Raw genomic sequence first — 12,422 nt, 5'->3', positions numbered from 1 at the left:
GGCGGCAGCGCAGGCGGCGCTCGGCGGCAAGGCCGCAAGCCAGGCCTGATGATAATCTACTACAGGGGATCCTGGATTATGAAGATCGGAGCACTGAGGGAGATCTTTGCGGGCGAGAACCGGGTGGCGCTGACACCCGACTCCGCGCTCCAGCTGCGGAAGCTGGGGCATGCCTGCATGATGGAGTCCGGCGCAGGGGCGAAAGCGGGATTCTCCGATGCCGCCTACGCGGCAGCCGGCGTCGAGGTTCTGCCCTCCGCCGTCGCTGTGTTTAGGGCCGCTGATGTGGTGGTGAAGGTGCGTGGGCCCGAGAGATCAGAAGCCGAGATGCTCCGCAGCGGTCAAACCCTGATCTCATTCTTCTGGCCGGCGCAGAACGTCGACCTTCTGGAGCAGACGAGGGCACAGGGCGCCACCGTGATCGCCATGGACATGGTGCCGCGCATCTCGCGCGCCCAGAAGATGGACGCTCTCTCCTCGATGGCGAACATCGCCGGCTACCGCGCGGTGATCGAGGCCGGCAACCACTTCGGCCGCTTCTTCACCGGCCAGGTCACCGCCGCCGGCAAGGTGCCGCCGGCCAAGGTGCTGGTGGTCGGCGCCGGCGTAGCAGGGCTGGCCGCCATCGGCACCGCCACCTCGCTCGGGGCCATCACCTATGCCTTCGACGTGCGCCCTGAGGTGGCCGAGCAGATCGAGTCCATGGGCGCGCAGTTCGTCTTCCTCGAGTTCGAGGAGGCGCAGGACGGGGCCGCCACCGGCGGCTATGCCGCCCCCTCGAGCCCGGAGTTCCGCGAGAAGCAGCTCGCCAAGTTCCGCGAGCTTGCCCCGGAGATCGACATCGTCATCACCACCGCCCTGATCCCGGGCCGTCCCGCCCCGAAGCTGTGGACGGCCGACATGGTAGATGCCATGAAGCCGGGCTCGGTGATCGTCGATCTGGCGGCCGAGAGGGGTGGCAACTGCGACCTGACGGTTCCGGACGAGAAGGTGATGACGGCGAATGGCGTCACCCTTATCGGCTACACCGATTTCCCGAGCCGCATGGCAGCCCAAGCCTCCACCCTCTACAGTAACAACATCCGCCACATGCTGACGGACCTGACACCGAACAAGGACGGCGTCATCCACCACAACATGGACGATGACGTCATCCGCGGCGCCACGGTCACGCACCAAGGTGCGGTCACCTATCCGCCACCGCCGCCCAAGGTGCCGGCGATCGCCGCCGCCAAGCCGAAGGACAAGCCCAGGGAGCTCACCCCGGAGGAAAGGCGGGCAGGAGAGGTTGCTGCCTTCAAGGCGCAGACCCGCAGCCAGGTCGGCCTGCTCGTCGCCGGCGGCCTGCTGATCGCGCTGGTGGGCGCCTATGCCCCGGCGAGCTTCATGGCCCACTTCATCGTCTTCGCGCTCGCCTGCTTCGTCGGCTTCCAGGTGATCTGGGGTGTCAGCCACTCCCTGCACACGCCGCTGATGGCGGTGACCAACGCCATCTCGGGCATCGTGGTGCTGGGGGCCCTGCTGCAGGTCGGCTCCAGCCACTGGCTGGTGGTGAGCCTGGCCTCGCTCTCCTTCCTGATCGCCACCATCAACATCGTCGGCGGCTTCCTGGTCACGCGCCGGATGCTGGCCATGTTCCAGAAGTCTTAGAGGATCGTCCGATGAGCCTTGGTATCGTCTCTGCCGCCTATGTGGCGGCCGCCGTCCTGTTCATCCTGTCACTCGGCGGCCTGTCGGGCCAGGAGAGCGCCAAGCGGGCCGTGTGGTACGGCATTGCCGGCATGGCGCTGGCCGTGGGAGCGACGGTGTTCGGCCCCGGTGTGGGCAACTACGCCGTCATTGCCGTGATGCTGGTGATCGGCTCAGCCATCGGCTGGTATGTGGCCAAGACGGTTGCGATGACCGAGATGCCGCAGCTGGTGGCGGCGCTGCACTCCTTCGTCGGTCTCGCCGCCGTGTTCATCGGCTTCAATGCCGATCTCGAGCTCACCCGCGTGCTGGCTCTTGATGAGACCTCACGGCAGATCCTCACCGGCTTTGCCGGGGTGCTGGCGCACAAGACCGGCGTCGAGATCGCGATCCTGCGGGTGGAAGTGTTCCTCGGCGTGTTCATTGGCGCCGTGACCTTCACCGGCTCCATCGTCGCCTTCGGCAAGCTCGCCGGCAAGGTCGACGGCAAGGCCAGGAAGCTGCCGGGCGGGCACGGGCTCAATGCGGCAGCCGCCCTGGCCTCGGTCGTCCTGCTGGTGCTGTATGTCAACGGCGCGGGCATCTGGACACTGGTGGCGATGACGCTGCTGGCCTTCTTCATCGGCTATCACCTGATCATGGGCATCGGCGGGGCCGACATGCCGGTGGTGGTCTCGATGCTCAACTCCTACTCGGGCTGGGCGGCGGCGGCGATCGGCTTCACCCTCGGCAATGACCTGCTGATTGTCACCGGCGCCTTGGTAGGTTCCTCCGGTGCGATCCTGAGTTACATCATGTGCAAGGCGATGAACCGCAGCTTCATCAGCGTGATCCTGGGCGGCTTCGGCGCCACCACGGGTCCGGTGATGGCGATTGCCGGCGAGCAGATCGCCATCGATGCCGATGGCGTGGCCACCGCCCTGGAGGAGGCCGATAGCGTCGTCATCGTGCCGGGCTACGGCATGGCCGTGGCGCAGGCGCAGCAATCGGTATCGGAACTGACGCGGCGCTTAAGGGCGAAGGGCAAGCAGGTGCGCTTTGCCATTCACCCGGTGGCGGGCCGGCTGCCGGGGCACATGAACGTGCTGCTGGCGGAGGCCAAGGTGCCCTACGACATCGTGCTGGAGATGGACGAGATCAACGAGGACTTTGCCGACACCGACGTCGTGATCGTCATCGGCTCGAACGACATCGTCAATCCGGCCGCCCAGGAGGACCCCAACAGCCCGATCGCCGGCATGCCGGTGCTGGAGGTGTGGAAGGCCAAGCAGGTGTTCGTGTCAAAGCGCGGGCAGGGGACCGGCTATTCCGGGATCGAGAACCCGCTGTTCTACAAGGACAACACCCGCATGTTCTACGGTGATGCCAAAGCCAGCATCGATCTGCTGGTGCAGGTTATGTGAAACGCCGTTTGAAATTCGGTTCTCAGGGCCAAGCACCGGCGTCTGTAGCATGCCATTAGAATATGTTGCGCATGCTGGCTAAGAAATTCGACCTGAGTAAAAGGGTTTGATCACATGGGCATCTAGGCAGCTCTCTTTCAGGCACCAGACGAACGCAACAGCAATGCTGAAATGCTACGTATGACAGCCCAGTAGCGGCGAGATTGACCCCACCGGTGGATGTTGGAGCTTCGAGAAGACGATGACAAGGGTCGCCTGCATCGGAGAGTGCATGATCGAGCTTCGGGAGGAGGCCGACGGCCGGTTGTGCCGCGGTTACGGCGGCGATACGTTCAACACCGCCGTCTATCTGGCCCGCCTCGGAACGCGGACCGACTACATCACCGCGCTCGGAGACGACAGCTGGAGCGATGAGCTGATCGCGGCCTGGGACGCGGAAGGGATTGGGACGCAACGGGTGTTGCGCCTGCCCGGGCGGCTCCCGGGGCTCTACATCATCCAGACGGATCCGAAAGGCGAACGCCGGTTCTCCTACTGGCGAGAGACCGCAGCCGCGCGCCTGCTGTTCCAGGCGCCCGAGGCCGAGAGCATCATCGAAGCCATCGGCACATACGACCTCGTCTATCTGTCAGGCATTTCCCTTTCCCTCTACGGCGAGAACGGACGCGAGCGCCTGTTTGACGTGCTCGGCAACGCACGGTCCAAAGGCAGGCGCGTGGCTTTCGACACGAATTTCCGCCCGCGCGGCTGGCCCGATCTGGATGTCGCGCGGACTGCCTTCCGTCAGGCTTTCGAGTGTGCCGACATCATCCTCGCCTCGACGGAAGACCTCGACCTCTTGTTCGGCGGCAACGGTGTGGACGAGCTGTTGACCTTCTCCGACCGGGCCGAGATCGTCCTCAAATATCCGGACCTGACCGGCCGCGTGCTGTCGCAAGGCGAAGACGTCGTCGTGCCCGGCAAGCCTGCGGAGGATGTGGTCGATACCACCGCGGCCGGCGACAGCTTCGCTGCCGCCTATCTGAACGCACGCCTGTCGGGTCAAGATCCTCGATCTGCCGCGGCGGCCGGGCATCGCCTCGCCGGACAGGTCGTTCGCTATCGCGGCGCGATCATTCCGCGCGAGGCTATGCCATAGAATATTTCTACACTCTCCATCCAAGGAGTTTCTCCCATGCCTCAAGACCAGAAGGACCTCGCCGGTTCACGCAACAAGAAGCTGGCCGATCTCCTCCGCGCTGGCCCCATCGTTCCAGTCATCACGCTGGAACGTGTGGAGGATGCAGTTCCCCTCGCGCGAGCTCTCGTGGCAGGCGGGCTGCGCCTGCTGGAGATCACCCTGCGCACGTCCGCTGCGGCGGAATCGGCAGCTGCCATCATCCGGGAAGTCCCCGACGCCATCGTCGGCATCGGGACCGTGCTGACCCCTAAGGACCTGGAGCGTGCGCAGGCCCTCGGCGCTCGCTATGCCCTGAGCCCTGGCGCCACACCAGATCTGCTCGACGCCGCAAGCCGGAGCGAGATGCCGTTCATTCCCGGCATCGCCACCGCGTCCGAACTGATGGCGGCGCTCGCCCATGGCTTCCAGACCGTCAAGTTCTTCCCGGCCGTTGCAGCCGGCGGCATTCCGGCGCTCAAGGCCTTGGCCGGCCCGTTTCCTCAGGCTCGCTTTTGCCCGACCGGCGGCATCGATGAGAAGAACGCCCGGGATTGGCTTGCCCTGCCGAATGTTGTGGCCGTCGGCGGATCGTGGGTGTGCCAGACCTCTGATATCCGCGCTCAAGCCTGGAATAAAATCAGAGATCAGGCGAGGCGAGCGATCTCGTCCCTGTCGCAAGATATCGGACGCGAGGATGACGGGTCGAGTTCATCCCTCATGTATGCCTCTGGGTCGTCACCTGTCGGTTAACCTGATGGTACCGTCGGGTGCGGTGGCTCGGATCAGATTCCGCGACGGCGGACAGGTCCACTCGCGGGATTTATTAGACGACTGAATACCCGCCATCGATGGCTAGAATCGATCCAGTAATAAAGGCTGCCGCAGGCGAGCAGAGAAAGAGTACACCCCCAACCAGGTCCTGCGGCGTCCCCCAGCGCTTCAAGGGCGTGCGCTCAAGAATTGCGCGGCTGCGATCTTCATTTTGGTGCAAGGCGGCCGTCAGCGGCGTCTGAATCCATCCAGGCGCAATTGCGTTGACGCGAATGCCATCTGCTGCGAACGCGATGGCGAGCGACTTCGTCAGCTGGGCCACCCCGCCTTTGCTCGCAGAATAGCCGGGCACGAGCCCGCCGCCAAAGAAGGATAGCATCGACGCCAAGTTGACGATCGATCCCCGCGAGCGGGCGAGGAGCGGCCTTGCGGCTGTGCAGACGCGCATGGTTCCTGTAAGATTGATGTCGATCACCTCCTCAAATACAGAAGACTCGAATTCGTCGACGCGCCGGATGATGCCGGCGCAGTTTACGACGACGTCGAGGGCGCCGAGTTCACCCACCAGCGCTTCCACGGCCCGGCCATCCCGCACATCGAGCACGCGACAATCGGCTGGGGCCATGGCTTCCCTAACCTTATCGACTTCGCCGCGCGAGACCCCTGTGGCGATCACCTCGGCGCCGGCTTCGAGAAACCCCTGTGCGATACCGGCTCCGATACCAGAGGTTCCGCCTGTGACGAGCACGCGCTTTCCGGAATACCACTGCGCAGCCCAATGACCCGAGGGTGCGGGAGCGCTCGACGTTCCGCGATCGGTTGTCCTGTCCGTCATTCCTTGGTCCTCGTTGGCATCAGCGCACGAACTGGTCGACGTAGTCAGCTCCGAGGCCGACCTCAGTGTAGTGCTTCCGGCACATGTCGATCTTCGTAAACACGTCCTCGAAGCCTACGTGCTTGTTGTCCTGATCGACGTAGTACATGCAGCCGCTGATGTTGAAGAACGTGATCATCTCCTGAACGTCGTCCGGCACGACCAGGGTGTGTATCTCGCCGGGCGGCTCAAACACGTAGGAGCCCTCGGTAGCAACCCAGTCATGCTCGAGGTAGCGCCATGAGCCCTTCAGGACGAAGCCGTGGACCGGGCTGGGATGCAGATGCCGCGAGAGGACGCCGGCGCGCCGGACGCGCAGAAGGTTGCACCATTGCCCCTGAAGCGTGTTGAGCATGAGAGGGCGGAACCAGACGTTTGGCGCCTGTGGCACCCAGACACGTTCGTCCTCAGGGATTGCCGTGACGGCAATTTCCTGAGGAGCGAGAACATGGGTCGAGCCTTTCATAGCGTGATACATGAGATCTTCTCCTGCGCTCAGACGGTTATAGGGGCGGACTTCGACTTTCGGGACGCCCAGATCGTCCAGGCCACCATGCCGATGGTGATCGCAGCCAGCACAGCCGCGATCGGGCGGTCCACGAGGCCGATCGGATTGCCGTCGGCCTTGATCATCGAGTTGATGAAGTTCTCCTCCAAGAGCGGCCCGAGGACCACCCCAAGGATCGTTGGTGCAACCGGAAAGCCGTTCTCCTCCATGATAAAGGCCAAAACCCCGAAGCCGAGCATCAGTCCGACATCGAACAGCGAGTTGTTGATGGCGAAGGCACCAACGATGGCGAAGAGCAGGATGATCGGCATGAGGATGTCGCGAGGAACGCGCAGGATCTTGGTTGCTACCTTGATCATCGCCCAGCCCAGCGGAAGCATCAGGAGGTTGGCCAGGACGAACACCAGAAAGAGAGCGTAAACGTTCTGCGGGTTGTTCACAAAGATCGTCGGCCCCGGCGCCATGTTCTTCATATAGAGAACCCCGATGGCGATGGCTGTGATCGAGTCGCCAGGGATACCGAACACCAGGGCCGGGATCCAGGCGCCGGCCAGCGAGCTGTTGTTTGATGCCCCAGCCTCGATGAGACCTTCCGGATGCCCAGTGCCGAATTTCTCGGGCTCCTTGGAGAACCGCTTGCTCATCGCATAGGACATCCACGCTGCCATGTCCGCGCCGCTGCCGGGCTGGATGCCAATGACCGTTCCAAGGGCGCTGCCGCGGATGAGCTGCCAAGGATACTGCTTCGTCAACTTCCACATGTTGGCGAAGATCGGCCCGATATGGGTCACAGCGATCTGAGCCTTCGCCTCTTTCGACACCATGTGCCGTAAAACCTCGGATACCGCGAACATCCCGACCATCATGGGAATGAGCGAGATGCCGCCGAGCAGGCCCGTCGTGCCGAAGGTGAAGCGGGGTTGTCCCGCCGGGTTGTCCATGCCAATCAGCGCGATGGCAAGGCCCAGCAGGAGCGCGATGCAGGCCTTCAGGGGGCTTGAGGAGCCGATGAACACAGCGCCGCCTAGGCCCATGGCCACGATCCAGAAGAATTCGACTGAGCCGAAGCCTAGTGCAAACTCGGCGATGGCTGGCGACGCGACCATCATGACGGCCGTCCCGAACAAGCCGCCAATCACCGAAAAGTACAATCCGATGCCGAGCGCCAGCTCCGGCTTCCCCTTCAGGGTCAGCTGATAGGAGTCCTCGACATAGGCCGCCGATGCGGGCGTGCCGGGAATGCGCAGGAGGCATCCGGGAATATCGCCGGAGAAAATCGCCATGGTGCTGGTGGTGACGATGGCGGCCACCGCGGGGACCGGCGGCATGAAGAAGGTGAGCGGCACGAGAAGGGCCGTCGCCATGGTGGCCGAGAGGCCGGGAATGCAGCCCACGACGAGGCCGTAGACAGCCGAGGCGACAATCACCGCGAGCACGTAAGGCTCGAACACCATTCCGAAGGCTGTCAGGTAAGCATCAAGCATGAAACATCACCACCGCACGGGGTCCATGATCCCCCAGGGAAGTTGTACGCTGAGGCCCACGTAGAAGATCGTGTGGACGAGAAGCGCGACGCAGATGGATAGGAAGGCCGCCCGGACGACCTGCACATGACCCGACAGGAAGAGGACGAATAGGATTGCTGCTGCCGTTGGCAGGAAGCCGAGCAGCTCTACGAGGGTCACGTACGCGAACACCGCCGCCGGCACGAGCAGGAACCGGGCGACGAGCCATGGATGGCGGACCCAGTCGGACCATGCGAACAGTGGCGCGTGGCTGGCGGATCGCAATCCGCCGGCCAAAAGGAGGATTGAGCACAGGGCGAGTAGGCTCGCGATGACGAGTGGAAAGGTCGAGGGACCGAAGATCTGCTCGCCCGGGTTCGGGAGGTTCCAGGCTCCCAATCCCAGCGCTAAAGCCAGGATCAGGAACAGGGCTCCGCCCGTTACGTCGTTGATCTTCATGGAGCGCTCTCCTTGACGTTCATGCGGGCAACGATCCGATCGACCGGCTGGTCGCTGCCCGCATCGGTGTTCAAAGCCGTCGTGACCGTGCTTGCGTCAGGCGCCGATGCTTATTGGCGTAGCTTCAGGCCAAGATCAGCCATCACCTCGCCATTGTTCTTGTGCTGCTGCGCCAGGAATGTCCGGAAGGCGTCGCCCTTCTCGAAAGCGTAGCCAAAGCCGCGCTCATTGAGGAAGGCCTTGTACTCGGGCCCGGTCGCGACCTTTTCAACCGCGGCTACCAAACGTGCCGTTACTTCCGGCGGAAGGCCGGCCGGCGCCGCGATGCCGCGCCATGTTCCGCCCGAATAATCCTTGCCGATGGCTTCCTTGACGGTCGGCACATTTGGGAACGCCGCGATCTTCTCCTTGGCAAGGACCGCGAGCGACTTCACCCGCCCGGCATCGATCATCGGCTTGCCTTCCGGCAGCGAGGACGGGACGATCTGGACGCCCCCAGAGGCCAGTTCCTGGAAACCGGGAGCCGCGCCCTGGCTCGGCACGACAGTCACGCTTTTGGGGTTGATGCCTTCGAGCTTCAGCAGGCCCGCGAAGGCGAGGTGATAGGCTGCGCCCGCGGCCATGCCCGAGAGCTTGTAATGCCCGACAGGCTGCTTGCGAATGTCCTCCAGCGCTCCTTTGAGATCCTGCCAGGAGCTGGAGGCGGAAACGTTGAAGGCGGAGGCGTCGAAGTTGACGAGCGCAATCGGCGTCAGCTGTTCATAGGTAAACGGAGCCGTGTTGGACCAGTAATAGGTGGTCACCTCGGCCGTCGCGAGGCCGATGGTGTAGCCATCTGGCTTTGCGTTGACGATCTCCGTATGGCCGACCACGCCGCCCCCGCCGGTGCGGTTGACCACATTGACTGGCTTTCCCAGCTCCTTCTCCAGCCCTGCGGCGAGCATGCGAGCGACGGCATCGGTTCCGCCGCCGGCGGCCCATGGGACGATCAGCGTAATCGGTCGCTCAGGCCATGCCGCTTGAGCGGGCAGGCTTGCCACGGCGGCCAGCGCTGCGAGGGCGAGTACTTTCTTTAGCTTCATGGCGCTTCTCCCTTGGTTTTCTTGGGGTTTCACTTTTCCGAGATGCTTTTTTGCTCTTGGACGTCTCACTGGGCTCGATGGAAAGGTGATGGAACGTGTAGCCCAGGACCCGCTCCATGGCCCGTTGGGCTTCGCCGGCATTGCCTCGCACGATCGCGTGTGCGACGGCGGCATGGTTCTCCAGGTTTCCACTGAACGCCTCAACGGCCACATCGAACACGGCACTTAGAATGGCCTCGATGGCGCCGCGAAAGCTTCGCAGGACTGGATTGTGGGTTGCCTCCAAGATCGACAGGTGGAAATCCTTATCGGCCGCGATGGCAGCGTTCGGGTCGGTCTGCCCGCGTTCCATGGCCTCAAGCGCAGCCATGATCCGATTCAAGTCGTCGGGTTCGGCTCGCTGCGCGGCGAGTGCCGCGGCGGCGGGTTCGATAATGGCCCGCGTCTCCTCGAAGGCCAGAAGCAGGGCTCGATCGAGGCCCTCGTCCCCAGCAAGCCATCCAAGGAGCTCCTGATCAAGCAGGCTCCAATCATGGCGGGGCTTGACATGGGTCCCGAACCGCGGCCGGACGCTGACCAGCCCCTTCGCGGCCAGCATCTTGATCGCCTCCCGCACGACACCGCGGCTGGCCCCGAATCGCGCCTCCAGCTCATGCTCGGGCGGAAGGGCCTGCCCGGGCAGAAAGGTGCCGCGCACGATCTCGGACCCTAGGCCCGATACCACCGCGCCGATCTTCCCCGGCTTGGAACCCTGCCGCATCGCCGTGTCAGAACTTTCCGTATTGGAGATAAGCCTGCTGCGGATCCTGTCCGTTGCGGATGGCCTGACGCAGAGCGGACTCCGTACGGATCACTTCCTCGGTTTTGGCAATGATGCTTTCCGCATCATCTCTCGGGATCACGACGATGCCGTCCCGGTCCGCCAGGATGTAATCGCCGGCCCCGATCACGACGTTGCCGATGGTCACCGGCTCGTCGAATGCCTCGGGAATCCACCCCGCCACGATGTCCACGGGCGTCGCGTAGCGGCAGAAGACTGGAAAGCCTTCCGCCTCGATGAAGCCCGTATCCCGGCAACCGCCATCAACGATATAGCCGCGAACACCCCGAAGCTTCAGGGTCTCGGCCGATAGTTCCCCCATCAGCGCGCGAACGTCATCCTGCGGTTGGCACACGACGACGTGGCCGGCAGGAGCCTTTGACAGCAGGCCTGTCCAGGCCAAAAGGGATTCATGGGCGCTCACCGTCGTGTCCGGACGTCCGCGTACGGTGAAGACCGGGCCGGCTGCTTTCATGTCCTTGGTGAGACCGAGGAGGTTACGTGGCAGCACCCGCGGCGTCATGCCGAGATCGCGCATGACATCATAGACGGCGCCCGAGTAGCACTCCTGCAGTCGATCCGCGAGGGATGTCATTCTTTCCTCCTGAACCAGCCCATCTGAGGTGGGCTTGACAGGATCCTGACACGCTACGATGGTCACCGCAACAAACATCTGATGTTTAACATCATACCTTTGTAGAATGGAGGAAGCCTTGGGTCAGCATGCGTTTCACGGGGTGTATCCCGTTCTGTACGCCTTCTTCGACAGCAATGGCCGGCTCGATACAGAGGCCATGCGGCGTCAGGTCGAACATTGCATCGGTGCCGGCGCGCACGGACTGATGGCGTTGGGCCTGGTGACCGAGGTCAACAAGATGGATGTGCGCGAGCGCATGGAGCTCGTGGAACTCGTAGGCGCACTCAATCAAGGGCGTGTTCCTTTCGCAGTGACGGTTGGCGAGCCTTCGATCGCGGGTCAGATCGCCTTCGCGCGGGAAGCTCGAGCTGCAGGTGCGGACTGGGTCATCCTGCAGCCACCTCCCGCACGGGGTGGCGGGGAGCCGGAGCTGATCCGGTTCTTCGGGAGCGTTGCTGACGCACTGGACTGCCCAGTCGCGATCCAGCACAATCCCTTCAACCTTGATGTCTGGCTTTCCGTGGACGGCATGGTGTCGCTGCATCGGCAGCACGCCAACATCACGGTTCTCAAGGGCGAGGGAACAGCAGTTGAAACGGAGCGCCTGATTGCGGGAACGGACGGGCGGCTTGCCGTCTTTGCGGGGCATGGCGGGATTGAGTATCTTTCGAACCTGCGGGCTGGAGCGGCCGGACTCATTCCCGCGCCTGATTGCCTCCCCATTCAGGTGAGGATCTACGAGTTATTCCGTGAGGGTTCGCCGGAGGCGCTTGCGGAGGCCGAGCGTCTTCACAAGGAACTTCTCCCGCTCATTGTCTACATGATCAGGTCAATCCCCTCATTGCTGTGCTACGGCAAGCGGTTTATGGCTGAGCGATTGGAACTCGCAGAGGTATTCGATCGTGCGCCGGCAGTAACCCCAACGGAGTTCGGCCTATCGGAGATGAGGCGGTTACTTGATAATCTCAAGCGACTTGAAAGGGCAACGCCAGGTTAACCCAAGGGTGACCGCGTAGGACGCATGGTCGGAGAATGTGTCCGGCCCGTCACACTGGGTACGCCCGCCGCTCTCCGGTTGAAGTGATCAGCTATGCCGTCTGGTTATATTTTCGGTTTCCGCCGAGCCTAAGCATGATGAAAGAGGTGCTCGCCGCCAGAGGTATCGATGTCAACCGTGCGACAGTGAGCGCTTGAAGTTCTGCCAGAGCTTTGCCAACTGGATTCTCAGGAGGCTCCTGATAGTCGGGACAAGTGTTGGGATAGATGGCCCCTTTACGGCATCGCGGTGCCAGAATGAGGTCGTTGCAGATCTCAGACCCAGGAGACCGTCCATGAACCAGATTATTCGCATCGGAATGGATAGGTCAAAACATGTCTTTCAGCTGCGCGGCGTGAACGCCGCCGAGGAGCCGGTCCTGCGCAAGAAGCTGCGGCGCCAGGATCTCATCGCTTTCTTTCAGAAGCTCTTGAGCTTACCCCTTCAACATACCGTACATTCCAGGATGACTCTATCAA

12 protein-coding genes and 2 pseudogenes are annotated in these 12,422 nt (G+C 62.9%); 7 read left to right on the top strand and 7 right to left on the bottom strand.

Features of this window, described 5'->3' with window-relative positions; genetic code table 11:
• Positions 1-78: 78 nt before the first annotated feature.
• The 4 genes from BB934_RS42310 (at position 79) to eda (ending at position 5,001) form a co-directional block, all read left to right on the top strand.
• Positions 79-1,650 (top strand): Re/Si-specific NAD(P)(+) transhydrogenase subunit alpha, encoded by a 1,572-nt coding sequence (locus BB934_RS42310; protein WP_099515526.1) that lies wholly within the window; start codon positions 79-81, stop codon positions 1,648-1,650.
• Between the two features lie 11 nt (positions 1,651-1,661).
• Positions 1,662-3,092 carry an NAD(P)(+) transhydrogenase (Re/Si-specific) subunit beta gene (locus BB934_RS42305; RefSeq protein WP_099515525.1) on the top strand — a complete coding sequence of 477 codons (1,431 nt, stop codon included), beginning with the start codon at positions 1,662-1,664 and terminating at the stop codon, positions 3,090-3,092.
• 241 nt (positions 3,093-3,333) lie between these two features.
• Positions 3,334-4,230, top strand: coding sequence for a sugar kinase (locus BB934_RS42300; protein ID WP_099515524.1), 897 nt, complete (start codon positions 3,334-3,336; stop codon positions 4,228-4,230).
• A gap of 36 nt (positions 4,231-4,266) precedes the next feature.
• Positions 4,267-5,001, top strand: coding sequence for a bifunctional 4-hydroxy-2-oxoglutarate aldolase/2-dehydro-3-deoxy-phosphogluconate aldolase (eda, locus tag BB934_RS42295; RefSeq protein ID WP_099515523.1), 735 nt, complete (start codon positions 4,267-4,269; stop codon positions 4,999-5,001).
• A 73-nt stretch (positions 5,002-5,074) separates the two neighbouring features.
• Here eda and BB934_RS42290 read toward each other — a convergent pair whose 3' ends face one another.
• The 7 genes from BB934_RS42290 to BB934_RS42260 form a co-directional block, all read right to left on the bottom strand.
• Positions 5,075-5,770 (bottom strand): SDR family NAD(P)-dependent oxidoreductase, encoded by a 696-nt coding sequence (locus tag BB934_RS42290; RefSeq protein ID WP_418294824.1) that lies wholly within the window; start codon positions 5,768-5,770, stop codon positions 5,075-5,077.
• A 106-nt stretch (positions 5,771-5,876) separates the two neighbouring features.
• The gene (locus BB934_RS42285; RefSeq protein WP_237050473.1) at positions 5,877-6,374 is read right to left on the bottom strand and encodes a 2,4'-dihydroxyacetophenone dioxygenase family protein; all 498 of its coding nucleotides are present in this window, start codon (positions 6,372-6,374) and stop codon (positions 5,877-5,879) included.
• A gap of 17 nt (positions 6,375-6,391) precedes the next feature.
• Complete coding sequence (locus tag BB934_RS42280) at positions 6,392-7,888, bottom strand: tripartite tricarboxylate transporter permease (RefSeq protein ID WP_099515521.1); 1,497 nt, start codon at positions 7,886-7,888, stop codon at positions 6,392-6,394.
• A 6-nt stretch (positions 7,889-7,894) separates the two neighbouring features.
• Positions 7,895-8,368: a tripartite tricarboxylate transporter TctB family protein gene (locus tag BB934_RS42275; protein WP_099515520.1), complete on the bottom strand. Its 474-nt coding sequence runs from the start codon at positions 8,366-8,368 to the stop codon at positions 7,895-7,897.
• 110 nt (positions 8,369-8,478) lie between these two features.
• On the bottom strand, positions 8,479-9,450 hold the full coding sequence (locus BB934_RS42270) for a tripartite tricarboxylate transporter substrate binding protein (protein WP_099515519.1): 972 nt from the start codon (positions 9,448-9,450) through the stop codon (positions 8,479-8,481).
• Positions 9,374-10,210: a FadR/GntR family transcriptional regulator gene (locus BB934_RS42265; protein WP_099513434.1), complete on the bottom strand. Its 837-nt coding sequence runs from the start codon at positions 10,208-10,210 to the stop codon at positions 9,374-9,376. The genes BB934_RS42270 and BB934_RS42265 overlap by 77 nt, the downstream gene beginning before the upstream one ends.
• Before the next feature lie 7 nt (positions 10,211-10,217).
• A complete protein-coding gene (locus tag BB934_RS42260; protein WP_099513435.1) occupies positions 10,218-10,865 on the bottom strand; it encodes an RraA family protein in 648 nt (215 codons plus the stop codon).
• Between the two features lie 118 nt (positions 10,866-10,983).
• Between BB934_RS42260 and BB934_RS42255 the strand changes: the two genes are divergently transcribed.
• From BB934_RS42255 to BB934_RS51360, 3 genes and pseudogenes are all read left to right on the top strand, one after another.
• Positions 10,984-11,904, top strand: coding sequence for a dihydrodipicolinate synthase family protein (locus tag BB934_RS42255; protein WP_237050684.1), 921 nt, complete (start codon positions 10,984-10,986; stop codon positions 11,902-11,904).
• Between the two features lie 35 nt (positions 11,905-11,939).
• Positions 11,940-12,092 (top strand): annotated as a pseudogene (locus tag BB934_RS49965) (IS6 family transposase); the annotation flags it as partial.
• Positions 12,093-12,238: 146 nt separating this feature from the next.
• Positions 12,239-12,370 (top strand): annotated as a pseudogene (locus BB934_RS51360) (IS110 family transposase); the annotation flags it as partial.
• Between the last annotated feature and the right edge of the window lie 52 nt (positions 12,371-12,422).

This window comes from Microvirga ossetica (assembly GCF_002741015.1).
In the GTDB taxonomy this organism is placed as follows: domain Bacteria; phylum Pseudomonadota; class Alphaproteobacteria; order Rhizobiales; family Beijerinckiaceae; genus Microvirga; species Microvirga ossetica.
Note: the sequence above shows the minus strand (reverse complement) of the source record. Positions and strands in the feature narration are given on the sequence as shown.